Origin of the sequence: Oceanobacillus luteolus, from assembly GCF_042678205.1 — a bacterium.
Taxonomy (GTDB): domain Bacteria; phylum Bacillota; class Bacilli; order Bacillales; family Amphibacillaceae; genus Oceanobacillus; species Oceanobacillus luteolus.
The window spans coordinates 15,622-39,136 of record NZ_JBHUDE010000164.1; the positions used below are offsets into that span (position 1 = coordinate 15,622).

Below are 23,515 nucleotides of genomic sequence, written 5' to 3' on the forward strand. Positions count from 1 at the left end.
TCACATTTCTACTTTTACGGCATTAGAATCTTATGTAGAAGAGGTAGAATATGATAAATGATAGTATCCATACCTATTTGCAAGAGTTGGTTTCACCTAAACCTGATTGGGTAATGACACTTGAAGAGCATGCCGATAAAAACAATGTACCGATTATGGAAAGTGTCGCAATCGATTTTATGTTGAATCAAATAAAGATCCATCAACCGAAACAAATTCTTGAAGTAGGCACAGCAATAGGCTACTCCGCACTTCGTATGTTGGAAGCAAGCCCCAATTCTGAAATAATTACAATTGAAAAGGACGAACAGCGTTATAAAGAGGCTATTGAAACAATCAGTAAACAGAATAAAGACAATAAAATTATTGTCCATCTTGGTGATGCTTTAGACGTTATGCAGAAACTTCAGGAAGCAGACAAAAAATTTGACTTTATCTTCATTGACGCTGCAAAAGGGAAGTATCGTGATTTCTTTGATATAGCTCACCAGCTATTAAATAAGGGTGGATGGATAGTTACAGATAATGTATTATTTAGAGGTTATGTAGCAAATCCGGAGGCTGCACCGAAAAGATATAAAAATATGGTAAAGAAGATTAGTGAATATAATCAATTACTCTCCACACATCCAGATTACATTACATCAATTCTACCAATTGGAGACGGTGTAATGCTTAGCTATAAAATTGATTGAAAGGCAGGCGCTAGCCAGTGACAAGCAAACCAATGGTCATCGGAGTTGCCGGGGGAAGCGGAAGTGGAAAAACTTCGGTTACGAAAGCAATCTTTGATCGTTTTTCAGATAAAAGTGTTTTAGTTATTGAACAGGATTATTATTATAAAGACCAAGGACATCTATCGTTTGAGGAAAGACTCAACACGAATTATGATCATCCATTAGCATTTGATAATGGGTTATTGATTCAACATGTTAAAGACTTGATACAACATAAAGCAATAGAGAAGCCAGTCTATGATTATAAACTGCATACTCGATCAGACAAAGTAATCCATATTGAACCAAAAGATGTCATTATAGTTGAAGGAATACTCATATTAGAAGATAGTGAATTACGTGATTTAATGGATATTAAAGTGTTTGTCGATACGGATGCGGATCTCCGAATTATTCGTCGTCTACTACGTGATATAAAAGAAAGAGGACGCAGCCTGGATTCAGTAGTCGATCAATACTTGAATGAAGTTAGACCATCACATTTGCAGTTTATTGAACCAACTAAACGCTATGCGGACATCATCATACCTGAGGGTGGTCAAAATCATGTAGCCATTGATATTATGGCGTCTAAGATTGAGACAATCTTAGCACAGAAAAAAGTTAACTAATTGTAAAAATATATTGATATATTATTGAATTTCTGCCATAGTGGTGGTTAGTATATTCTCATATTTACATTCAAAGCGCATACATTTAATGCAAGCGAGTGTATTACTTATACTGTCGGAATTATAAAAAGGAGTGTTTATACATGTCTACAGAGAAAAGTTATTATATGACTATTGAGGGAAAAGAAAAACTAGAGAAGGAGTTACATTATCTTAAAACAGACCGTCGACAAGAGGTTGTTGAGAGAATTAAAATTGCTCGGGATTTCGGAGACCTATCGGAAAACTCGGAGTACGATTCTGCTAAAGAAGAGCAGGCATTCGTTGAACAACGTATTACACAACTTGAAAAAATGATACGTAATGCTGTAATTATTGAAAATACGGATTCAAATCCTAATGTTGTTTCACTTGGTAAATCGGTCACATTCCAAGAGCTACCAGACGGGGAAGAAGAAACATATACTATCGTTGGTAGTGCAGAAGCAGATCCTTTCGAAGGTAAAATTTCTAATGACTCTCCAATTGCCCAAAGTTTACTGGGACAAGAAGTTGGAGCGGAAGTAACGGTGACTACTCCAGGTGGCGATATCCAAGTTAGAATTACTAAAGTGGAATAGACTTTCAATTAATGATGATACAAAAAGTAGCAGGAGCAATACCTGCTACTTTTTTATCTTCTATTATTATAGGAGGATTTGTAAATTTTCTTACCTAAATAATTTTATTTCACTTGTACATGTCGATGAAACTCTAGTATAGGTAATATGTTTATTGAAACTTTTACAACTTGTATCGATACTATATATATTTCGTAAACAAAAAGTAAAAAGGAAAATACTAATTTACTCTGAATAAATGTTATAATATGATACTATAAATGTTATTAGAGGAGGGAGTAAACATTGACAAATAATTCAAATTCTCGCTTAAATAAATTTGAAAAACGTAGAAGAAATACAAAGTTTATTAACTATTCTCTTATACTCGCTTCTGTACTCGTTCTGTTTTTGGTGGCGATGTGGATATTTGGCGGTGGAGAGGACGAAGTAGCAGAAACCACTGATGCTGAAACTGCTAAAAATGAGTCACTTTTCTTGGAAGTTGATGAGGATGATGAAGAACAAGAAAATGAATCCAACGATTCAGATCAAGTAGAAGATATAGAAGAGGATTCAGAAGATCAGGCCGACGACGAGAAGGATAACAATGAAGAAGCGGAAGACGAAGATCAGGAAGTGACTACGGTGGAGGCAGAACCATCTGATGATAATGTATCTGAAGCAGTTACAGGAAATTGGCCAGCAATTGGTACAAGCCAGACTGGACCTCATACAACAAATTTTGAAAATGGATCACAAGACCGTATAGAAATAAAGAAGGCTGTATCGATGGTTACAGGCATACCAGAAGATAATATGATTGAATGGTGGGTTGGTAATGGTGGAGATCAGAAAGTGGTCGCGACTGTTTCTGATCGAGAAGAAACAGAAACCTACCGAGTATATCTATCTTGGGTAGATAATGAGGGATGGCAGCCAACAAAACTAGAAACTTTAGTTGAAAATGATAAGAAATGATGCACATATAATGACAGCTGGAGGTAGCGGAATGATTGGTTTGATTGGTGCAATGGATGAAGAAATTGCATATTTATTAAATGAAATGGAAAATAAAACGGAAATTACCGTAGCAAACAGCCTATTTGTACAAGGTGAGCTTCAAGGAAAGGAAGTAGTCCTGTTAAAGTCAGGAATAGGTAAGGTAAATGCTGCTATGGGCACTACAATTATGATGGAACGATTTTCCCCGAACGCTATCATCAATACGGGTTCTGCTGGTGGATTTCATGCAGAGCTTGCAGTAGGGGATTTAGTGATATCGAGCGAAGTTGTTCATCATGATGTTGATGTGACTGCGTTTGATTATGCTTATGGTCAAGTTCCAGGATTGCCTGCCACATATGAAGCTTCAAAAGAGCTGGTAGAATACACCGCAAATGCTGTAAAAGAGCTTGATATTGATTATAAAATAGGATTGATTGCAACAGGTGATTCCTTCATGGAAGACAAAGCAAAGGTTGAGGAGGCACAGGAAAACTTTCCTGATATGATAGCTGCAGAGATGGAGGCGGCGGCGATTGCTCAAGTTTGCCATCAATACGGAACTCCTTTTGTTGTTATTCGTGCTCTTTCTGACATTGCTGGGAAAGATTCGTCCACTAGCTTTGATGAATTTCTGGAGACTGCGGCTAAACATGCAGCACAATTGATTATTAAAGTTGTAAAATCCATATAAAATGATTAAAACGAAGGAAGTCGCAAAGAATAGGGCGATTTCCTTCGTTTTTTGTATAGTTAATCTATTAGTTTACTTCTTTCTTGTCGGTAATATTCATGAAACACTTTCATTAGTGCTCTTTTTTCAATTCTTGAGACATAGCTCCTAGAAATATTTAGTTTCTTCGCGATTTCTCTTTGTGTCATTTCGTCTTTATCATGGAGACCGTAACGGTAAATAATTACTTCTTTTTCTCTGTCGTCAAGTACTTGGAAGAAGTCCTGCATTTTATTGATTTCCATATTAAGCTGAATAAATTCAATGATATTCTCACTCTCAGCTTCTAAAATATCAATTAAGCTAATTTCATTACCCTCTTTATCCTGACCAATCGGATCATGGAGAGATACATCCTTTTTAACTTTCTTCAAAGCTCTCAAATGCATCAGTATTTCATTTTCAATACATCGCGCAGCGTAGGTCGCCAACTTCGTACCTTTGTCAACGGAAAAACTTTCGACCCCTTTAATGAGTCCAATAGTACCAATGGAAATTAGATCTTCAGTATCCTCACCAGTATTGTCGAATTTTTTGACAATGTGAGCAACTAGTCGAAGATTATGTTCAATTAATTTGTCCCTTGCTTCCTTATCCCCATTCAGCATTGCCTTGATATATTTTGTTTCCTCCTGTGAGGATAATGGTTGCGGAAAGGCATGGTTCTTAATATAAGAAACAAAAAACATCGCTTCTTTGATGAGCACTGCAAGGACGGATAAAATTCCTGACAAGAACATACACCTCCACAAATTTAAGGTCAAACCTTTCTGGGCAATTGCCCATAGTAAAATGTATGACTATTCGTGTGAAATAGTGTATGTCCAAGGAAATTTTCATGATTTATGAAAAAATCGACAAAAGAAGAGGTGAAATAAGGTTGAAAATAGGTATGTTAACGGAGATGTTTAATTTTTGGCGTCAGTGATCTTTTATCTATTTCTTTTTTGATTAATAATAAAAAGTCTTGACTAAGATTTAATTTTCTAGCTTTAATATACGATTCGACAAGCAGTTCATCTGATAAGTTTTCCATATTACAATCCCCCAATAAAATTGTATGAGAATGTTCAATTTATAATTTATCATGTTTCCTAAAACAGGACAAGCCTTAGTTTATCTACAGGAACGTGTAGATAACTTGTGTATAATTCGTTAATTATCGATATAAATGTTGTGTTATAGAGGTTAGTTTAGTGGGTAAAGTTATCCACATTTTTTCGGGTGTCACTATTTGTCGAACGATTTTTCAAAAAATCATCTAATATTTGGAATAATTATTGTACAAATACAATATAGTTATCATTTACATTTATTTAGAGTATTAATAAATTGAAATCATACCTTTGCGCTTCTAATTTAATTCTGCATTCCAACTATCCTTCGATTTTCGCAGGAAGGCCCATGAGACTCGAAGCTTAGGACGTGCGTTCTTAGTCTACCACACTGCGCTGCGGGGCCTTGAGAGAGACAGTCCCTTGATACGTGGATTTAGATGATTTGATTCTACTTAGACAATAACTACATAATTTGTATTAAAAACTGTATGTTTCAAGTGTATGGTATTTGTTTTGGTTTCTGAACAAAATTAATGATCATTGATTTTAACTAGCTTCAATGCTCCAAATAATAATTAACCGGATGAAATTCTTTGAATGACATTAGTCAGGATTTTATATCAAATTTGTAGTAAAATAATATTTTCTACCACTACTTAGTTTATCTTTCATCTTAATTAAGCTATGATAGGATAAGATAATTACTGATTGGAAATGAAATGGAAAGTCGGATAATGAGGTGTAAGCGTGTTAAATAAATTTTTACCAAATCAACATGTTAAAAGTATCTTTGATATAAAGGCGGAAGAATTAAAGGAACGTGGAATAAAGGGCATCATAACAGACCTTGATAATACATTGGTTGCTTGGGATGTTAAAGATGCAACACCTGAAGTAATTGCTTGGTTTGAGCAAATGAAAAAATCAGATATAAAAGTGACAATCATATCCAACAATAATCAAGATAGGGTGAAAGTATTTTCAGATCCATTAGGCACACCCTATGTCTATAGTGCAAGAAAGCCACTGCGTCGTGCATTTAATAAAGCAGTAAAAGAAATGAACCTTGATAAAAGTGAAGTTGTTGTAATTGGTGATCAATTGCTTACTGATGTATTTGGTGGTAACTCGGCGGGATTCTATACGATTCTGGTTGTCCCAATTGTCCAGTCTGATGCGAAAATTACGCAGTTTAACCGTAGAATTGAAAGGATTATCTTAAATTATTTCCGTTCAAAAGGAAAAATCAGCTGGGAGGATTAATGCATGGAAGTTATTTATTGCGAGGGTTGTGGAACGAAGATTCAAACTGAAAATAAAGGTGAAATTGGCTACGCGCCAGCAGCTGCTCTTGAAAAGGACATTATTTTATGTCAGCGTTGTTTTCGATTGAAGCACTATAATGAAACGCAGGATGTTCCTATGACAGATGATGACTACTTAAGGATGGTCAGCAGCATTAGAGATTCTCAAGGGTTGGTTGTACACATGATAGACATTTTTGATGTACATGGCAGCCTCATAAGAAGCTTACCTAGGATCACAGGAGAAAATCCAATCATACTTGTAGGAAACAAGCTTGATTTGTTGCCAAAATCCACGAATGCAAACAAACTTATTCATTGGCTTAAAAAAGAAGCAAAGGATGCTGGAATTAAGGTATTGGATGTCTTTTTGATTTCTTCAGCTAAAGGTGCTGGGATTGATGACTTAAAAGCAGCGATAGAATATCATCGAAATGACCAGGATGTATATGTAGTTGGTACGACTAATGTTGGTAAATCAACATTTATCAATACTTTGATTAAACAATCGACAGGCCATAAAGATATAATTACAACTTCTTATTTTCCAGGAACCACTCTAGGGTTTATACAAATACCTTTAGATGAAAGTTCGTCGTTGATCGATACCCCGGGGATCGTGAATAAACAGCAGATTGCCCATTATCTTTCACCAAAAGATTTAAAAATTGTTACCCCGAGAAAAGAAATCAAATCTCGTGTGTATCAGTTAAATGATAGGCAAACTCTTTTCTTCGGAGGATTAGCCAGATTGGATTTCATTAAAGGGGATAGGCAGTCATTTATTTGTTATTTTGCCAATGAGTTGGAAATACATCGTACAAAATTGGAGAAAGCAGATGAACTATATGAAAATCATCTTGGTGGTCTACTATCTCCACCAGATGAAGATAGTTTAAAACTTCTACCATCTTTTACACAACACTCCTTTAAACTTACAGGTGAGAAAAAAGATATTGTTTTTCCTGGTTTAGGTTGGGTAACGGTGAGTGGGGAAGAGGCAACTGTAGTCGTACACAGTCCGAAAGATGTTTCTGTTGGAATTAGAAATTCGTTAATATAGGGGGAATTGGGGAAGTGTATCAGTTAGGGTTGATTGGTTATCCAATTCAGCATTCATTATCTCCTTGGATTCATCATCGATTACTTGACAATGCTGGATTGGAAGGAAACTATCGTTTATTTGAAATTTCGCCAGAAGAGGACTTTGCAGAAAAAATTCAGGAATTAAAATCAAAAGAAATCAAAGGCTTCAATGTGACAGTACCTTATAAACAAAAGATCATCCCTTATTTGGATGGCTTGGATTCAACTGCTGAAGAAATGCACGCAGTAAACACTGTAATTCACAAGAATGGAAAATGGTATGGTTATAATACAGATGGGATAGGTTACTTACGTTCGCTGAAGCATGCCTATCCAGATTTTTTCAATGACTTGAAAAATAAGGTGCTTATTCTTGGTGCAGGTGGGGCTGCACGCGCTTTGTTTTACGCTTTGAGTCAAAAAGGATTCGTAAATATCGATATAGCTAACCGTACTTTGAAAAAAGCGGAAGATATTGCGCAGTTGGGCAACAATAATAGTAATACAAATGTATTTACCATAGAAAAAGCCAATGAATGCCTCCATAACTATGACTTGATTATCCAGACCACATCAGTCGGAATGAAGAGTTTTGGTTTAAAACCAATAGTCACTATTGAGCGATTGAAAAAAGATGTAATTGTAAGTGATATCGTGTATCAGCCGATTGTTACGAAGTTTTTACAGGATGCTGAAGAGCATGGAGCTAGGCTGCTTTTTGGACATACGATGCTTCTTTATCAAGCACAATACGCTTTTGAAATATGGACGAACAAACGAATTGATTTGAAAGATATGGAAAATGAATTATTAGCTATTTTGGAAGGAAGATAATATGTTAACAGGAAAACAAAAACGCTTTTTACGATCAGAAGCACATCATGTAAAACCGATTTTTCAAGTTGGTAAAATTGGAGTAAATGAGAATATGATTGAGCAAATAAAAGATGCTCTAGAGAAAAGGGAACTGATTAAGGTAAGTGTTCTGCAAAATTGTTTGGAAGACAAAAACACAGTAGCTGAAAAGCTAATCCAAGGAACGGAAGCTGAACTGGTGCAAATTATTGGAAATAACATTGTCCTTTACAAGGAATCACTCGAAAATAAACAACTGCAACTACCTTGAAAAGGGTGAGAACAATATGAAAAGAGTCGGTATTCTGGGAGGAACGTTTGATCCGCCGCATATTGGACATTTAATTATTGCTGAGGAAGTTCGAACGGCTTTGAGTCTTGAGGAAGTGTGGTTTATTCCAACATATACACCACCACACAAGAACGCTTCGCAAACAGAGGCTCACCATCGAATTCAAATGACGGAGCTTGCCATCAAATCCAATCCCAATTTTAAACTTAATTCAATTGAGATTGAGCGGTCTGGAAAGTCATATACGATTGAGACAATCAAGAAGTTGAATCTACTGCATCCCGATTGTGATTTTTACTTTATTATCGGAGCTGATATGGTAGAGTATCTCCCTAATTGGCATCAGGTCGATGAGTTGGTGAAGCTCGTACAATTTGTAGGAGTAAAGCGTTCAGGTTATGAACTCCAAACGGAATACGATATAGTAAAAGTAGATATTCCATTAATAGATATCTCTTCAACGATGGTCCGAGAAAGGTTGAGAAATAATAAAACAGTCAACTATATCGTTCCAGAAGCTGTGTTTGCCTATATTAGGGGTGAAAGTTTATATGGATTTAAACAAAGCAATTGACTTGGTTAAAGCTGAACTTGTTCAATCAAGATTTGAACACACATTACGTGTAGCAGAAGTAAGTAAAGAATTAGCGGTTGTATACGGTGTTGCAGTGGATAAGGTACAGCTAGCAGCTATTCTCCATGACTACGCAAAAAATTGGCCAAGTGAAAAGTTAAAAAGTTATATTTTAGACAATGGTTTGCCAAGGGAACTCTTGGATTTTGATAAGGAATTATGGCATGGACCGGTCGGGGCACACTTATTTGAGAATCAGTATGGAGTTGTTGATCAGGATATATTAAATGCGATAAGGTTCCATACGACAGGTAGAGCAGAAATGAGTCTAGTCGAAATGATCCTTTATCTTGCAGATTATATTGAACCAGGAAGAAGCTTTCCTGGGTTACAAGAAGTTCGCCAAGCAAGCGAAAAAAACTTGAAATATGCCTGTTGGTTAGTAGCTAGGAATACGATAATGTATTTAATGAAAAAGAATGCCACTATCCACCCCGATTCGTTTTATGCATATAATGATTTTACAAGGTATATAAAAACGGAGGGATTATTGAATGGATAATAAGCAAATCGTTCAATTGATTGCGGACGCTTGTGATGATAAACGTGCAGAAGATATTATTGCCTTAGATATGAACCAGGTATCATTAGTAGCAGATTATTTTCTTATCTGTCATGGGAGTACAGAGCGTCAAGTCCAAGCAATCGCAAGAGGAATTAAAGATAAGATGGATGAACATCAAATTGATGTAAGACGTATGGAAGGGTTTGAACAGGCCCGTTGGATACTTATCGATGTTGGGGATATTGTTTGTCATGTATTCCACAAAGACGAACGCAGCTACTATAATCTGGAAAGATTATGGGGAGATGCCGAAGAAGTTGCGTTGCATATTGGACAAGAGGGCTAGTGATGGCCTATGGACAGATGGCTATGGTGTATGACCATTTAATGGCACATGCACCATACGAAAAATGGGTGGAATTCACCGAAGAAATGTTTAAAGAACATGAAAAATCAATTCATCATATCGCTGATCTAGGTTGTGGAACGGGTGAAATCACCACTCTTCTGGCAAAAAAAGGCTATCAGATAGTCGGTGTAGATTACTCTGAAGAGATGCTCACACTTGCTGAATCGAAGGCCATGGAAAATAATGTATCCGTTACTTGGTTGCATCAGGATATAAGGAGTTTAGATGGTCTAGAAAATCTTGATGCAGCAGTAAGTTATTGTGACGTGATGAATTACATTACCGAACCGGAAGATATAAAAGCAACATTTCACAATGTATACCAATCATTAAAGCAGGATGGACTGTTCCTCTTCGATGTTCACCATCTCGACTATATATTAGATCATTATATTAACCAAACTTTTGCCGAAGTAACCGATGAAGCTTCATATATTTGGTTTTGTTCACCTGGAGAAGAACTGGGTGAAATGTATCATGACTTAACATTCTTTTATTTGATGAACGAAAAATATGAAAGGTTTGATGAACAACATCATCAACAAACCTATTCCATAAATTTTTATAAAGAAATTTTAGAAGACGTTGGCTTTAAAAACGTTAAAGTTTATGCAGATTTTAACACGAAACAATCAAATATAGATGATAACACAGCGAGAATCTTTTTTTCCGCGGTAAAATAATCGAGATAATACAATATCTCGATTATTTTTTTGTAAGAAGGAGTTTTGCATTCTGTGTCGAATCCTTTAAGATGAAAGTATCCCCCCTTAAACAATTCACTCCAAAACTATACTTCAATTTCCTCTAAGGATGTGGTCCTCAAAAATGTCTGATACAGTGAAGAAGCTAGTATTTGTAGCCGGAATCGGAATGGCTGTCATCCTGTTTTTTTTCCTTACAGAGAATTCGGTGAAAGAAGATAATCATTCAAAAAGCATCCTTGCAGCAAAAGAAACAGGAGATTCCATCGTTCGTCCAGCAGAAGAAGTAAGTCCTGAATATGCTATTGTAGATATTAAAGGTGAGGTGAATAAACCGGGAGTATACGAGATTAGCCTTGACTCCAGAGTAAATGACGTCATTGAACTTGCCGGTGGTTTTACGGACCATGCCGATACCCATCTGATAAATCTTGCACAGAAGATTCAGGACGAGATGTCCATTATCGTATATAAAAAGGGAGACGAAAATAATACCGCAGGATCTGGGAACGGCAATGCACAAGGGAAAGTTCGCATTAATTATGCCACTGTTGAAGAGATACAATCCTTAAATGGAATTGGGCCTTCCAAGGCGCAGGCAATTATACAATATCGAGAGGAACATGGACTATTCCAAGTTCCAGAAGATTTATTGAATGTTTCAGGGATTGGCGAGAAAACATTACAAAATTTTATTGACCAAATTCAAGTACCTTAAGAAGTTTGACTAATATCACTGTTCATAATTAAACTGGATGTAATATGTTGTTTTGGGGGGATATGCAATTGGACAGAATTTCATGGGACCAATATTTTATGGCACAGAGCCATTTGCTTGCTTTAAGGAGTACATGCACCAGGCTGATGGTCGGTGCTACAATCGTTAGGGACAAACGTATTATTGCTGGAGGGTATAACGGAAGTGTCTCTGGTAGTGTACATTGCGTTGATGAAGGCTGCTATGTCATTGATGGCCATTGTGTCCGAACGGTGCATGCAGAAGCCAATGCCCTCTTGCAATGTGCGAAGTTTGGTGCCTCAACCGATGGCGCGGACATTTACGTTACCCATTTTCCTTGTTTACAATGCTGCAAGCAATTGATTCAAAGCGGAATTCGTACAGTGTACTATGCAGAGGATTATCGAAATCATGAGTATGCAATTGAACTGTTTAAAGAAACTGGTGTAAAAACGATAAAAGTTACTTTAGACTATCTTGCATTTGATACGAATTATCAAGAAAAACAAAAACTTATTGAAAGGCTATACGCTGAACTTGATAAGAATAATGCTGATGGAGAAATCCAAGAATTAAAAAAAGAAGTTGAACGATTGTTTTTGAATTAATTAATCGAACGTACATATCATTTTTGTGCAGACCAAATACACTCCAGAAATTAAGGAGGTGTTTGGACTGCCTAATTGCAAGCAATTAACTATTAGGAGAATAAATGATGAAAGGTTATTGGCATATTGTCGCTTTGTCCGCTTCAATAGCCGTCATTTCTGTGATTCTAGGTAAAAATTTATTTCTCTTCGTATTCCTTTGGCTAGTATTCCTCTATTTAAATCAACGGTTAAAAATCATTCCTTTTCTACTATCCATATGTTCTTTTCTCTTTTTCCTAGTTTATTTACCTGCGATAAACTTAGTAGCTGATACTTCCTCTGAAATTACCAGTCAAAATCTCATCCTCGGAAAAATTATCGAATATCCCGCCATTCAATCGAATAAAATTGAGTTCATCTTAGAAGAAATGGACTCAGAAGAAAAGATAATGGTGCTATATTTCCCGCAAAATGATGAAATCAAAACAGAAGAAGCGTCGCACATACGATACGGTGGATTTTGTACGGTAAAAGGAGAACTGGAACTTCCCCAAAGTGCAAGAAATCCAGGTGAATTTGATTATCGTGAGTTTTTATTGACAAAAGGAATCACCAAGCAGGTGGTTGTAAATGATTTAACTCAGATCGAATGTGAGGGAGCCTCCTTCTGGCACCGGTTCTTTTCTCTGCGGATCCAGTTAATACGTCAAGCTCAAGAAAATATTAGCGATTATAGCGCTGCATGGGTAAGTGCTCTTGTACTTGGTGATGATTCCTTGATAGATGATCATGTCATTAAGCTGTTTCAGGATTGGGGATTATCACATATTCTAGCAATATCCGGCCTCCATATAGGGATAGTTGTAGGGATAATTTATTTGTTATTAATAAAATCGAATGTGATGACTAAGGAAAAATCAGAGCTTATCATTTTGTTTTTCCTTCCGGTATATGCAGTTCTGGCGGGGGGAGAGCCTTCGGTTTTACGTGCATGCTCAATGGTTCTACTTCTATTAGTATTACGTCGATTAAAAATCAACGTATCTGCTCTTGATATCATTAGTATAGTTTTTATTGTCCTTCTCCTCTCAAACCCTTATCTGATTTACCACATCGGCTTTCAATTCTCTTTTATTGTGACATTTGGAATAATCTTATCTCGAAATTGGCTGTCTTCCGTATCTTCTCGAACTTATCAATTGTTGATAATTAGCTTTATTTCTCAAATGATCATTTTACCTATTCAATTTAATTATTTTTCAATTTTTCAACCTCTATCTATTCTAGTTAACCTAGTAATCGTCCCATATTTTTCATTATTTGTGATCCCATTTATGTTTTTCCTCTTGTTGTTTTCCTTTCTCCCCAACTCCATTTTGCAATCCTTCGATGCGGTGTTTGTTGGCATTCATCTCCGTGTTATTGGAGTAGTGGAATGGATAGATGAAATATTATATTATCCGTTGTATTTATCTGATTTGCCAGTATGGTTCTTTGTTTTATATTATTTAACCCTGCATACTGCATTGTTTTTTGTTGAAAAAGGCTGTTTGAAAGAAGCGTTGACTGGTTTTATATCAGTTTCTCTATTAATAATAGGATATGCTGCGATACCTTATTTCTCAGATGATGGTTCAGTTACGATGCTGGATATTGGCCAGGGAGATGCTTTTATTATTGAATTACCGTATCGCAAAGGAGTGTTTATGATTGATGCTGGTGCAAAGTTTTCCTTTGAGGATATGCAACCATCTCCTTCCGTATATCAGCGAATTATTAAGCCTTACCTGCGTGCTAATGGTATCCATCATATTGATGCCTTGTTTCTGACTCATGAGGATATCGACCATATGGGCAGTGTAGAATTCATGTTAGATGCTGGAATTGTGGGTGCGGTATATGTCAGTGACTATTTTGATATTTCTACTAGTCTATTAAACAAAATGGAGGATAATAATATACCAATATATCGGTTAACGGCAGGTGAGTTGATTACCATTGGAGATCAATCATTTACGGTCTTGGGTCCGAGCAAAGATAGGCGAAAATCCAATGAAAATTCATTAGTACTACATGCAGAAATAGGTGGGAAAAGTTGGTTGTTTACAGGGGATATAAGCAAAACGGAAGAGTTAGAAATTATAAATGACTACCGATTGAATGCGGATATCATTAAAATTGCCCATCATGGCAGTGATACGTCATCCGATCCGTTATTTCTTGAATCCCTTCAAAGTGAGGTTGCGTTCATACCAGTAGGCGAGAATAATGCATACGGTCACCCTTCCTCAGAAGTTATCCATAGACTCGAAGAACTAGGAGTCCGGGTGTTTCGTACAGACCAACACGGTGCGGTACAATATAATTTTAGCAACAAAGACGGCTATTTCCAAACGTTTTTAGGCAATTAAAAAAAGAGACTCATCTAACTAGTCTCTTTTCTAAAATTGCCATTTTATTATCCACCTAGTACATTAAATGCTACTCCAATTCCAAATATAAGGAAAAAGAATAAGAATGAGAAGACAAAACCTAGACCTGAATCAATGATATCGTTGTTTTTAGACTGTGGATTTTTTTCGAATTCGTTCATCATTACCCCTCCTATCATCCATCTTTAGTATAAGATAAACTAAAAGAAAAATCCAATTGTTTCTTTTCAGCTACATTGCCTTATTCCCATATGGTACAATTTAGATGAGATAGAAAGATAATTGGAGTGGTTCGTCATGTCATACATGGATGTAATGAAAAAAATAAAGAAAAATCAAATAGCACCATTCTATTTCCTTTATGGATCAGAAGCTTATTTTATTCAAAATATTAAACAACAATTAATAGAGAAGGTTACTGGGAATGATGAAGATAGTTTAGCTATTTATGATTTAGAGGAAGTTCCTATTGATGAGGTAGTAGGGGATGCCGAAACATATCCTTTCTTTAGCGATCGAAAATTAGTAATTGCAGAGAATCCAGTATTTTTAAAGGCAAAGCCGGATAAATTGAGTTTTGAACATAATTTAGATGCTCTTGAAAGATATGTGACTTCTCCTGTAGATTATACGGTATTCGTCATTATCGCCCCTTATGAAAAAATCGACGAAAGAAAGAAGATTAGTAAGCTTCTAAAAAAACATGCAACAGTAGCGGAATGTAATCCGATTGGTGAAAATGATTTACGGAACTGGATGGAAACTACAGCCGACCGACTGGAGATTTCACTTACAGATGAAGCTATAGAAATATTGGAAACAGAGCTATCCAACAACTTGTATCAATTAGAAAATGAACTTCATAAACTTGCCTTATACGTTGGACCAGAAGGAGTAATCACAAAGGAGATAGCGGAAAGTCTAGTTTCACATACGACAACAAGTTCTTCTCTACGATTAGTGGATGCGGTCATTGAAAAGGATTTACAAAAAGCAATCCGTATCTTTAAAGATCTGCTGAAGATGAAGGAAGAACCAATAGCCCTTATCGGATTGATAGCCTTCCAGTTCCGTTCGATTCTTCGAGTGAAACTTCTTAAGCAGCAAGGTTATAGTCAATTCCAAATGCAAAAACAATTAGGCGTCCACCCGTATGTTGTAAAAATAGCACTAAAGCGGGAAAGGCAATTTACAATAGATAAACTAGAGCGGATCATCATCCAACTTGCTGATACGGATGCGGCGATAAAGCAGGGAAGAATGGAAAAAGATTTGGCTTTTGAGTTGTTGCTATATGAACTAATAGAAGCTGCATAAAAAAATAAAAACGATCCAATCTTGGATCGTTTTTTTATGGATACATATTTGTGTTATGCACCAAGGTTATTAACTTTTTTAGCTAAACGGGCTTTTTGACGTTCACCGTTATTTCTATGGATAATTCCTTTTTGAACGACTTTGTCAATTTTTTTAACCGTTTCTTTTAATGCTGCTTTAGCGTTTTCTACATCATTAGCTTCAACGAATTTTTCAACTTGTTTAATCGCTGTACGCATTTCTGATTTTTTGGATTGATTTAATGCTCTTTTTGTTTCGTTTGTATCAATACGCTTAATTGCTGATTTAATATTAGCCATGTATGGCACCTCCTTAATTAAAAATACGATGTGGTTAATCAAAGCTTCCTATTTTAATAAAACCTTTGTTTCGCTTTTTCATTAACAAAAGTAATTTTACCAAACGGAGAGATAGTTTTCAATAGAATTGTTATTTTACTTGTATTTGTATGATTTGGGAGAGTTAAGCTCATTCTAAGTATAACTTGGATATAACGAAATAAAGTTATAATGGAGGAAACTAAGATGGATGAGTTAAAAAACTTTCAAGTAAGAACTGATTTAGCTGTTGAAGCAAGAGATATGTACGTAGAAAAAGAACAGCAGAAAAAAAGTGACATTCATGGAGTTGTATTTAATGAAAAGAGACAAGATGGAATAAAAGTTTCGTATGTGGATATTTCTGCTGAAGGCGCGGAACAGATAGGTAAGAAGGCAGGTTCTTATATTACAATATATGCTGATGGAGTTAAGCTTCAGGATACAAAGCGGCAAAAGGCAGCTTCAGATGTTTTGGCGATGGAGTTGAAAAGCTTACTTAAGAAAAATGATATTCCGAAAGATGCAGAAGGACTAATTGTTGGTTTGGGAAACTGGAACGTGACACCCGATGCTTTAGGTCCAATGACTGCCGAAAAAATAATGGTGACTAGTCATTTGTTTAGACTTGATTTCGAAACCGTTACAGAAGGTTACCGCCCTGTCGCATCCGTAACTCCAGGAGTTATGGGAATCACGGGAATTGAAACAAGTGATATTGTCCTCGGAATCGTAGAGAAATTCAAGCCAGACTTTGTGATTGCGATTGATGCATTAGCGTCTCGTTCCATCGAACGGGTAAATGAAACAATTCAACTTTCCGACTCCGGTATACACCCTGGGTCGGGCGTGGGTAATAAAAGAAAGGAATTGAGTAAAGAAACTTTAGGGATTCCTGTAATTGCAATTGGTGTTCCTACTGTTGTTGATGCGGTGACTATTACTAGTGACACGATAGATTTCATGCTTAAACATTTTGGTAGAGAGTGGAAGGAAAAAGATGATCCTAGTAAAGCACTGACACCAGGAGGATTCTCCTTTGGAAAAAGAAAGCTTACTGAACAGGATATGCCAAATGAGCAACACCGAGAGACGGTCCTTGGGATTGTAGGGGGACTATCTGAAGAAGAGAAAAGGCAACTTATATCCGAGGTTTTGACTCCAATCGGTCATAATTTGATGGTGACACCTAAGGAAGTTGACTCATTTATGCTGGATATGGCTCATTTATTGGCTGATGGAATTAATCATGCCCTTCATGAAAATATTGATAGCAGTGATTCTGCCAGCTTTACAAGATAATTAATATATTCAATAGAAAACATGGTTCTACTAAATAGATTCCTGACATAGAGTTAAATGTACAGGAAACTAGGAGGGAGAGGACCATGTTTTTTTCTAAGCAGAACCATCAAAACTTTGGATTGGTAAGGAAAATAGTTGCATTAGCAATAAGTTTCTTCCTCATTTTTCTATTAGTCGGATATTTAACAACCATGAATCCGGCGAATCGACCGTCTTCCAATACAATATCCCAGTGGACGAGCGATATTAATAGTTCAATTTATTTGCATCTATTAGGAATGGAGAATAGGGCTTTCATGCATGTATATGAGGAAGAAAATCAATCTAAAACCATTATAAATACGATGTTTCAATTGGTAACGAGTATTAAACCAAATGATTTCCGGAGCTTACTTGGCAATGAGCTACCAGGATTTTCTAGATATGATCGGGAAATACTTATTGCTGGTGAAGGGACAGATTATACAAACTTACCAGTAGAGTCTTCTTTTCCGTTAGAAGATGTATTGGAAGAAAGACAAGCGGTTTATGAAGATGATAAGGAAGAAAATGGGTCCGAAATAGAGCCGCCAAAGAATAAAGAAGAGCTGGAAAACGTTGTATTTATTTACAATACACACAACAGAGAATCATTTTTACCTCATTTACCTGATGTAACAGATCCCGATCTAGCGCATCATCGTGAAGTGAATATTACTAAAGTATCGGAACGGTTGAAAGAGGAACTAGCGAAGAGGGGCATCGGGGCAATTGTTGATGAGACGGATATTATTGGTGAAGTACTTGTAGAAAAAAACTGGGAGTATTGGCAATCTTATCGAGCATCACGTGAAGTTGTTACGGAAGCATTTGCCCAGAACGGAAAATTGAAATATGCATTCGATCTCCATCGTGATGCAATCTCCAGAGATTCAACAACAAAAAATATAAACGGGGAAGATTATGCGCGGGTCATGTTCGTGATTGGTGAAGACAACCCTGCATATGAAGAGAACTTGGAGATAGCAAACGAGCTCCATAAAAAATTAGAGGAAAAATATCCAGGATTGAGCCGTGGAGCTGTACGTCAAGGTGGAGCAGGGAACAATGGAGTATATAATCAAGATCTCTCCGAAAATCTACTACTTCTTGAAGTCGGTGGAGTTGACAATACATTAGAGGAAGCTTATCGAACTGTTGAGGCGCTCGCTGAAGTTTTTAGTGAATATTATTGGGATGCTGAAGCCGTACAAGGTAATTAAGGAGGAGCATAATATGCGGATTATGTTATTGCTTTTATCCCTGGCAGTTTGTTTTTTAATCGGTGTGCTATACGGAATGGATCGGGAGAAAGACGATGTAGCGCAAGACTCGACTTTGGAGCATGAAATTGTTGAATCGATCGAAGACAAGCTAGTCGTAGAAGAACCTGAAGAAACTGTAGAACAAGTCCATGTTATTCAATCAGGGGACAACACTCCTGCTTATAAAGCCGCTTCAGCACTATCATCCGTTGTCGAATTCATTTATGAGATCATTGTAGAAATACTATTTCAAATATCAAAGTTATTTTATTAATACACTCGATACAACTTATGGCTCATTTTACCCAGAAAATTCATTTTAAGGATGACAGGCCGCAGTCTCTGATATACCTTCGCTTTCCGCGGGCGGCTGGTGAGCTTCCGACGCACATGACGTGGCATACTTAGTCTGCCTCGGGGATAAGCACGATATGAGGTCTCCTTTAAGAAGGAGTCTCGAAATATTTGGACTGCGGATTTCCAGAAGAACCAGCAAGCTTTATCTTCAGGTAATCATCATTTAATTAAGGTCCAGAGTATGCGCTCCACACGTTTGTTCTTGAATATCCTTGTTTCAATTGCTATAATCAATTCTAGCATTCATCACCAAATTTATATGCCCGACGAATGAATTCATCGAATGGAATCGGGACGTAGGAGTGAACAACAGGAATGGTGAAAAAACAAAGGAATGTACGTAACTTTTCGATCATTGCACATATTGACCATGGGAAATCCACCTTGGCAGATCGAATCTTAGAAAATACAAAGGCAATTTCTGAACGTGAAATGAAAGAGCAAATCCTTGACGGAATGGATTTGGAGCGGGAACGTGGAATCACAATTAAACTAAATGCTGTTCAGCTTCAATATACAAGTAAGAGCGGCGAAGATTTTATTTTCCACTTGATAGATACTCCGGGACATGTGGACTTTACATATGAAGTATCCAGAAGTCTTGCAGCATGTGAAGGGGCAATCCTTGTCGTGGATGCAGCTCAAGGAATAGAAGCTCAAACATTGGCAAACGTATATCTGGCGTTGGAAAATGACTTAGAAATTATTCCAGTTATTAATAAAATTGATTTACCAAACGCAGACCCAGAAAGAGTCAAGCAGGAATTAGAAGATGTACTCGGAATTGACAAAGACGAAGTGATTCTTGCTTCAGCTAAAGCGAATATAGGAATAGATGAGATACTGGAGCGGGTGGCAGAGGTTATTCCTCCTCCATCAGGTGATGAAGATGCTCCTTTAAAAGCATTGATTTTTGATTCTCTTTATGATTCTTATCGAGGCGTTGTTGCCTATGTTTGTATTAAGGAAGGTTCGATGAAAGTCGGGGACAAAATTAAGATGTTCTCAACTGGAAAAGAATTTGAGGTTAACGAAGTAGGAGTATTCAAACCGAAAATTACTGCAACAAACGAGTTGAGAGTAGGGGATGTAGGTTACTTCACAGCCTCTATGAAAGATGTTGGTGATACACAAGTTGGTGATACGGTAACTACTGTGAACAGACCTGCAGAGGAAGCTTTACCAGGTTACCGACGACTGAACCCAATGGTTTTCTGTGGTTTGTATCCAGTCGATTCGAATAATTATAATGATTTGCGGGAAGCTTTAGAGCGTTTAGAGTTAAATGACTCATCCCTGCAATATGAAGCAGAAACTTCCCAAGCACTGGGATTCGGATTCCGTTGTGGATTCTTAGGTTTACTTCACATGGAAATCATCCAAGAGCGGATTGAAAGAGAATTCGGTATTGACTTGATTACTACAGCACCAAGTGTAATCTTTGAAGTGACGAAAACCAACGGTGAAACGATTAGGGTAGATAACCCGTCTCAAATGCCAGACCCACAAGTAATCGAATCTATTCAGGAACCGTATGTAGAAGCTACAATCATGGTTCCGAATGATTATGTTGGTGCTGTTATGGAAATTGCCCAACGGAAACGCGGACAGTTTGTGAATATGAATTATTTAGACGACATTCGGGTTAATGTAATCTATCATATTCCATTATCTGAGATCGTTTATGATTTCTTTGACCAACTCAAATCTCAAACAAAAGGTTATGCATCGTTTGACTATGAATTAATCGGTTATAAACAATCTAACCTTGTGAAAATGGATATACTACTTAACCATGATACGATTGATGCATTATCATTCATTGTACATCGTGACTTCGCTTATGAACGCGGTAAACAGATTGTTGAAAAGTTGAAGAATCTTATCCCTCGACAACAATTTGAAGTCCCTGTTCAGGCAGCTATTGGAAATAAAATTGTAGCAAGATCGACGATTAAAGCGGTCAGAAAAGATGTTACGGCGAAACTGTATGGTGGAGATATCAGTCGTAAACGGAAACTGTTAGAGAAACAAAAAGAGGGTAAAAAACGAATGAAAATGGTTGGATCCGTGGAAGTTCCACAGGAAGCATTTATGGCTGTCCTAAAAATGGATGAAGATTAATTACTACACTTCTATCTATCGGATAAAAATCGTTAAGCAGTACCGAGATAAATGTTTAATCTTTGAAAAGCTTGAAAGCATTTTGCTCTCAGGCTTTTCTTTTAGTCTGAGTAAAAGGAAGAGGTAAATGATGGCCAAAATAGAGTCTGCTTACATACATATCCCTTTTTGCAAACAAATGTGTCATTATTGTAATTTTGTAAAGTACTATTATACTGAAAAACGTGCGACGGAATACTTACAAGCTCTAGAGAAGGAAATCGAAGCTTATTTACCAGAAAATAACCATAAACTCCGTACTATATATATTGGTGGAGGTACTCCAACCGCATTAAATACAGATCAATTGATTTATTTATTTGAAATCATCCATAAGAAGATAGATGTGTCTCAAATAGAAGAGTTTACAATTGAAGTAAATCCCGGGGACATTAATGAAGAAAAGACGAAGATTCTAAAGGATTATGGGGTTAACCGTATATCATTCGGAGTACAAGTTATGGATGATTCGATGTTAAAGGAATTGGGCCGAATACATCGAGTAGAAGATGTGTATCAAACTGTCGATTTGTTAGCTAAAAATCATTTTCATAACATCAGCTTGGATTTAATCTATGCTTTACCACACCAAACTGTTGAACACTTTGAAAAGTCATTGCAAGAAGCCTTATCATTCCAGTTGCCTCACTATTCAACTTATGCCCTACAAATAGAACCGAAAACAGTGTTCTATAAAAAACATAGGCAAGGGTTATTACATCGTCCAAAAGAAGATGACGAGGTAGCGATGTACAATATACTGAAGGAAATGATGGCAGCCAATGGAATTGAGCAATATGAAATCAGTAATTTTGCTAAGCCTGGCTTTGAAAGTAAGCATAACTTAACATATTGGAGTAATGAATATTACTACGGTTTTGGTGCGGGAGCATCCGGTTATTTACCTGGTAAACGTATTTCGAATGTGAAACCTTTACCTGCGTATGTAGATAAGGCGTTACATGAAGAGAAACCAATCTTGGAAATAGATACTGTCGGTATAAAAGAACGGATGGAAGAAGAAATGTTTTTAGGATTACGTAAGATAAAGGGCTATGATGAAAGAACGTTTCAACGTAAATTTGGACAAGATATTCGTTCAGTTTATGGTAAACAACTAAATGAGTTGAAAAGTCAAGACTTGTTGAAGGATGAACAAGGGGTTTGGAGATTGACTGACAAGGGTATGCTTCTTGAGAACCGGGTATTTGCTGAATTTATCTTGAATTAATCGATGTTTTTTCTATGTTGATTACATGGAGTATGAGCTAAGATTATTGACAAAAACCGATGAATTTGATAGTTTATACTTAGAATTAGCACTCAAGGAGTCGGAGTGCTAACAGAGGTGATCGACATGCTGACGGAAAGGCAATTATTGTTGTTACAGGTGATTATTGATGACTTTATAGATACTGCCCACCCCGTAGGTTCTCGTGCCTTAGCTAAAAAAGGAGACATACCTTATAGTGCGGCAACCATACGAAATGAAATGGCAGATTTGGAAGAACTTGGCTTTTTGGAGAAGATGCACTCTTCATCTGGACGTATACCTTCTGAAAAAGGCTATCGTTATTATGTTGATCATTTGATTAAACCGATCTCTAATAACAAATATAACGGCATTGTAAGCAAACTGATAACAGAAGGGATTTTCGAATTTGAACAAGTCGTCCAAATGTCTGCAGAAATTTTATCTGACCTGACTAGTTATACTGCAATTATTTTAGGACCTGAAGTCTTTGAAACAAAGTTAAAACAATTGCAAATCGTACCTTTAACTTCGCAAACTGCCGTTGCTATACTAATTACCAATACGGGACATGTAGAACATCGTTCGATATCTCTGCCAGAAGCAATTAATGCATCTGATTTGGAGAAACTTGTAAATATTATTAATGAAAAGCTTGTCGGTCTTCCTGTTGTGAAACTTCAAGATATGTTTTACACAGAAATTGCACAGATTATGAAACAATATCTGGACGACTATGAAAAGTCAATGCAGTACTTGAAGGCAATCTTCGCAACGGACTATCCTGTCAAGGTTTATGTCAGCGGCAAGTCGAATATGCTGATGTTGCCAGAATTCAATGATATAAATAAAGTACGTTCTTTTTATTCATTGATGGATCGAGAAGAAGAAATTGTCAATTTGTTAAAAGACTCAACTCCTGGTATTGAAGTTACCATTGGTAATGAAAACGAGATAGAAGCTATTAAAGATTTCAGTTTAATTACATCATCTCTTCACCATGGGAAGGAGCAAATGGGTACAATTGCTCTTTTAGGTCCTAAACGGATGGAATACCGTAAAGTGATTTCTTTGTTAAAAGGTTTGTCTAATGAAATGACAAACACCTTATATATGTGGTATAAGAACGATGATTAATATTTATAAAGTGATGTGTGGCAGGGGGGAGAGACACCTGTGTCAAACTCCTTCCTACCACCATTTTTGG

The 23,515-nt window shown here is 36.7% G+C and carries 27 protein-coding genes; 23 read left to right on the forward strand and 4 right to left on the reverse strand.

Annotated elements, in window-relative coordinates:
- The first annotated feature begins 50 nt into the window (after positions 1–50).
- The 5 genes from ACFSBH_RS19685 (at position 51) to mtnN (ending at position 3,646) form a co-directional block, all read left to right on the forward strand.
- Positions 51–695, forward strand: a complete 645-nt coding sequence (locus ACFSBH_RS19685; RefSeq protein ID WP_379599382.1) for an O-methyltransferase — start codon at positions 51–53, stop codon at positions 693–695.
- Between the two features lie 17 nt (positions 696–712).
- Positions 713–1,348, forward strand: coding sequence for a uridine kinase (gene udk, locus ACFSBH_RS19690; protein ID WP_251509986.1), 636 nt, complete (start codon positions 713–715; stop codon positions 1,346–1,348).
- 143 nt (positions 1,349–1,491) lie between these two features.
- A complete protein-coding gene (gene greA / locus ACFSBH_RS19695) occupies positions 1,492–1,968 on the forward strand; it encodes a transcription elongation factor GreA (RefSeq protein ID WP_251509989.1) in 477 nt (158 codons plus the stop codon).
- Positions 1,969–2,253: 285 nt separating this feature from the next.
- Complete coding sequence (locus ACFSBH_RS19700) at positions 2,254–2,928, forward strand: YrrS family protein (RefSeq protein WP_251509991.1); 675 nt, start codon at positions 2,254–2,256, stop codon at positions 2,926–2,928.
- 31 nt (positions 2,929–2,959) lie between these two features.
- Positions 2,960–3,646, forward strand: coding sequence for a 5'-methylthioadenosine/S-adenosylhomocysteine nucleosidase (gene mtnN, locus ACFSBH_RS19705; protein WP_251509994.1), 687 nt, complete (start codon positions 2,960–2,962; stop codon positions 3,644–3,646).
- A gap of 59 nt (positions 3,647–3,705) precedes the next feature.
- On the opposite strand, the gene sigK is transcribed toward mtnN, so the two are convergent.
- Positions 3,706–4,419 carry an RNA polymerase sporulation sigma factor SigK gene (sigK, locus tag ACFSBH_RS19710; protein WP_251509997.1) on the reverse strand — a complete coding sequence of 238 codons (714 nt, stop codon included), beginning with the start codon at positions 4,417–4,419 and terminating at the stop codon, positions 3,706–3,708.
- Positions 4,420–4,580: 161 nt separating this feature from the next.
- Entirely contained in the window at positions 4,581–4,721 is a 141-nt protein-coding gene (gene sda, locus ACFSBH_RS19715) for a sporulation histidine kinase inhibitor Sda (protein ID WP_251510000.1), read from the reverse strand.
- Positions 4,722–5,490: 769 nt separating this feature from the next.
- Here sda and ACFSBH_RS19720 point away from each other — a divergent pair.
- The 11 genes from ACFSBH_RS19720 (at position 5,491) to ACFSBH_RS19770 (ending at position 14,272) form a co-directional block, all read left to right on the forward strand.
- Positions 5,491–6,006 carry a YqeG family HAD IIIA-type phosphatase gene (locus tag ACFSBH_RS19720; RefSeq protein WP_251510002.1) on the forward strand — a complete coding sequence of 172 codons (516 nt, stop codon included), beginning with the start codon at positions 5,491–5,493 and terminating at the stop codon, positions 6,004–6,006.
- A 3-nt stretch (positions 6,007–6,009) separates the two neighbouring features.
- Positions 6,010–7,110, forward strand: a complete 1,101-nt coding sequence (yqeH, locus tag ACFSBH_RS19725) for a ribosome biogenesis GTPase YqeH (protein WP_251510005.1) — start codon at positions 6,010–6,012, stop codon at positions 7,108–7,110.
- Between the two features lie 14 nt (positions 7,111–7,124).
- Entirely contained in the window at positions 7,125–7,967 is an 843-nt protein-coding gene (gene aroE, locus ACFSBH_RS19730; protein WP_379599386.1) for a shikimate dehydrogenase, read from the forward strand.
- Between the two features lies 1 nt (position 7,968).
- Positions 7,969–8,259, forward strand: coding sequence for a ribosome assembly RNA-binding protein YhbY (gene yhbY / locus ACFSBH_RS19735; RefSeq protein WP_251510011.1), 291 nt, complete (start codon positions 7,969–7,971; stop codon positions 8,257–8,259).
- Between the two features lie 16 nt (positions 8,260–8,275).
- Positions 8,276–8,854 (forward strand): nicotinate-nucleotide adenylyltransferase, encoded by a 579-nt coding sequence (locus tag ACFSBH_RS19740; RefSeq protein ID WP_251510014.1) that lies wholly within the window; start codon positions 8,276–8,278, stop codon positions 8,852–8,854.
- Positions 8,832–9,416, forward strand: a complete 585-nt coding sequence (gene yqeK, locus ACFSBH_RS19745; RefSeq protein WP_251510017.1) for a bis(5'-nucleosyl)-tetraphosphatase (symmetrical) YqeK — start codon at positions 8,832–8,834, stop codon at positions 9,414–9,416. The genes ACFSBH_RS19740 and yqeK overlap by 23 nt, the downstream gene beginning before the upstream one ends.
- Positions 9,409–9,765, forward strand: coding sequence for a ribosome silencing factor (gene rsfS / locus ACFSBH_RS19750; protein ID WP_251510029.1), 357 nt, complete (start codon positions 9,409–9,411; stop codon positions 9,763–9,765). The genes yqeK and rsfS overlap by 8 nt, the downstream gene beginning before the upstream one ends.
- A 2-nt stretch (positions 9,766–9,767) precedes the next feature.
- Positions 9,768–10,511, forward strand: a complete 744-nt coding sequence (locus tag ACFSBH_RS19755; protein ID WP_251510031.1) for a class I SAM-dependent DNA methyltransferase — start codon at positions 9,768–9,770, stop codon at positions 10,509–10,511.
- Positions 10,512–10,656: 145 nt separating this feature from the next.
- On the forward strand, positions 10,657–11,250 hold the full coding sequence (locus ACFSBH_RS19760; protein ID WP_251510034.1) for a helix-hairpin-helix domain-containing protein: 594 nt from the start codon (positions 10,657–10,659) through the stop codon (positions 11,248–11,250).
- A 68-nt stretch (positions 11,251–11,318) separates the two neighbouring features.
- Complete coding sequence (locus ACFSBH_RS19765) at positions 11,319–11,879, forward strand: ComE operon protein 2 (protein ID WP_251510036.1); 561 nt, start codon at positions 11,319–11,321, stop codon at positions 11,877–11,879.
- A gap of 107 nt (positions 11,880–11,986) precedes the next feature.
- Positions 11,987–14,272: a DNA internalization-related competence protein ComEC/Rec2 gene (locus ACFSBH_RS19770; protein ID WP_379599390.1), complete on the forward strand. Its 2,286-nt coding sequence runs from the start codon at positions 11,987–11,989 to the stop codon at positions 14,270–14,272.
- 47 nt (positions 14,273–14,319) lie between these two features.
- Here the strand turns inward: ACFSBH_RS19770 and ACFSBH_RS19775 are convergent, their stop codons facing one another.
- Complete coding sequence (locus ACFSBH_RS19775) at positions 14,320–14,454, reverse strand: YqzM family protein (RefSeq protein ID WP_251510041.1); 135 nt, start codon at positions 14,452–14,454, stop codon at positions 14,320–14,322.
- A gap of 136 nt (positions 14,455–14,590) precedes the next feature.
- On the opposite strand from ACFSBH_RS19775, the gene holA reads away from it, so the two are divergent.
- Entirely contained in the window at positions 14,591–15,610 is a 1,020-nt protein-coding gene (holA, locus tag ACFSBH_RS19780) for a DNA polymerase III subunit delta (RefSeq protein ID WP_251510042.1), read from the forward strand.
- A 53-nt stretch (positions 15,611–15,663) separates the two neighbouring features.
- Here holA and rpsT read toward each other — a convergent pair whose 3' ends face one another.
- Positions 15,664–15,930 (reverse strand): 30S ribosomal protein S20, encoded by a 267-nt coding sequence (gene rpsT / locus ACFSBH_RS19785; protein ID WP_251510043.1) that lies wholly within the window; start codon positions 15,928–15,930, stop codon positions 15,664–15,666.
- Positions 15,931–16,140: 210 nt separating this feature from the next.
- Here rpsT and gpr point away from each other — a divergent pair, with 210 nt between their 5' ends.
- The 6 genes from gpr (at position 16,141) to hrcA (ending at position 23,445) form a co-directional block, all read left to right on the forward strand.
- A complete protein-coding gene (gene gpr, locus ACFSBH_RS19790; RefSeq protein WP_251510044.1) occupies positions 16,141–17,250 on the forward strand; it encodes a GPR endopeptidase in 1,110 nt (369 codons plus the stop codon).
- A gap of 86 nt (positions 17,251–17,336) precedes the next feature.
- Positions 17,337–18,494, forward strand: coding sequence for a stage II sporulation protein P (gene spoIIP / locus ACFSBH_RS19795; protein WP_251510045.1), 1,158 nt, complete (start codon positions 17,337–17,339; stop codon positions 18,492–18,494).
- Positions 18,495–18,507: 13 nt separating this feature from the next.
- On the forward strand, positions 18,508–18,810 hold the full coding sequence (locus ACFSBH_RS19800; RefSeq protein ID WP_251510046.1) for a hypothetical protein: 303 nt from the start codon (positions 18,508–18,510) through the stop codon (positions 18,808–18,810).
- A 398-nt stretch (positions 18,811–19,208) separates the two neighbouring features.
- Entirely contained in the window at positions 19,209–21,017 is a 1,809-nt protein-coding gene (gene lepA, locus ACFSBH_RS19805) for a translation elongation factor 4 (protein ID WP_251510048.1), read from the forward strand.
- Positions 21,018–21,147: 130 nt separating this feature from the next.
- Positions 21,148–22,287: a radical SAM family heme chaperone HemW gene (gene hemW, locus ACFSBH_RS19810; RefSeq protein WP_251511069.1), complete on the forward strand. Its 1,140-nt coding sequence runs from the start codon at positions 21,148–21,150 to the stop codon at positions 22,285–22,287.
- 126 nt (positions 22,288–22,413) lie between these two features.
- On the forward strand, positions 22,414–23,445 hold the full coding sequence (hrcA, locus tag ACFSBH_RS19815) for a heat-inducible transcriptional repressor HrcA (protein WP_251511078.1): 1,032 nt from the start codon (positions 22,414–22,416) through the stop codon (positions 23,443–23,445).
- Positions 23,446–23,515 lie beyond the last annotated feature (70 nt).

What these genes read in the sequence shown, in the direction of transcription:
- spoIIP (WP_251510045.1), top strand. Translation starts at nt 17,337, where the DNA reads ATGTTTTTTTCTAAGCAGAACCATCAAAACTTTGGATTGGTAAGGAAA.
- yqeH (WP_251510005.1), top strand. Translation starts at nt 6,010, where the DNA reads ATGGAAGTTATTTATTGCGAGGGTTGTGGAACGAAGATTCAAACTGAA.
- lepA (WP_251510048.1), top strand. Translation starts at nt 19,209, where the DNA reads ATGGTGAAAAAACAAAGGAATGTACGTAACTTTTCGATCATTGCACAT.
- ACFSBH_RS19740 (WP_251510014.1), top strand. Translation starts at nt 8,276, where the DNA reads ATGAAAAGAGTCGGTATTCTGGGAGGAACGTTTGATCCGCCGCATATT.
- holA (WP_251510042.1), top strand. Translation starts at nt 14,591, where the DNA reads ATGTCATACATGGATGTAATGAAAAAAATAAAGAAAAATCAAATAGCA.
- ACFSBH_RS19800 (WP_251510046.1), top strand. Translation starts at nt 18,508, where the DNA reads ATGCGGATTATGTTATTGCTTTTATCCCTGGCAGTTTGTTTTTTAATC.
- hemW (WP_251511069.1), top strand. Translation starts at nt 21,148, where the DNA reads ATGGCCAAAATAGAGTCTGCTTACATACATATCCCTTTTTGCAAACAA.
- ACFSBH_RS19770 (WP_379599390.1), top strand. Translation starts at nt 11,987, where the DNA reads ATGAAAGGTTATTGGCATATTGTCGCTTTGTCCGCTTCAATAGCCGTC.
- rsfS (WP_251510029.1), top strand. Translation starts at nt 9,409, where the DNA reads ATGGATAATAAGCAAATCGTTCAATTGATTGCGGACGCTTGTGATGAT.
- yhbY (WP_251510011.1), top strand. Translation starts at nt 7,969, where the DNA reads ATGTTAACAGGAAAACAAAAACGCTTTTTACGATCAGAAGCACATCAT.
- ACFSBH_RS19760 (WP_251510034.1), top strand. Translation starts at nt 10,657, where the DNA reads ATGTCTGATACAGTGAAGAAGCTAGTATTTGTAGCCGGAATCGGAATG.
- mtnN (WP_251509994.1), top strand. Translation starts at nt 2,960, where the DNA reads ATGATTGGTTTGATTGGTGCAATGGATGAAGAAATTGCATATTTATTA.
- ACFSBH_RS19775 (WP_251510041.1), bottom strand. Translation starts at nt 14,454, where the DNA reads ATGAACGAATTCGAAAAAAATCCACAGTCTAAAAACAACGATATCATT.
- ACFSBH_RS19755 (WP_251510031.1), top strand. Translation starts at nt 9,768, where the DNA reads ATGGCCTATGGACAGATGGCTATGGTGTATGACCATTTAATGGCACAT.
- sda (WP_251510000.1), bottom strand. Translation starts at nt 4,721, where the DNA reads ATGGAAAACTTATCAGATGAACTGCTTGTCGAATCGTATATTAAAGCT.
- greA (WP_251509989.1), top strand. Translation starts at nt 1,492, where the DNA reads ATGTCTACAGAGAAAAGTTATTATATGACTATTGAGGGAAAAGAAAAA.
- rpsT (WP_251510043.1), bottom strand. Translation starts at nt 15,930, where the DNA reads ATGGCTAATATTAAATCAGCAATTAAGCGTATTGATACAAACGAAACA.
- hrcA (WP_251511078.1), top strand. Translation starts at nt 22,414, where the DNA reads ATGCTGACGGAAAGGCAATTATTGTTGTTACAGGTGATTATTGATGAC.
- ACFSBH_RS19685 (WP_379599382.1), top strand. Translation starts at nt 51, where the DNA reads ATGATAAATGATAGTATCCATACCTATTTGCAAGAGTTGGTTTCACCT.
- yqeK (WP_251510017.1), top strand. Translation starts at nt 8,832, where the DNA reads ATGGATTTAAACAAAGCAATTGACTTGGTTAAAGCTGAACTTGTTCAA.
- gpr (WP_251510044.1), top strand. Translation starts at nt 16,141, where the DNA reads ATGGAGGAAACTAAGATGGATGAGTTAAAAAACTTTCAAGTAAGAACT.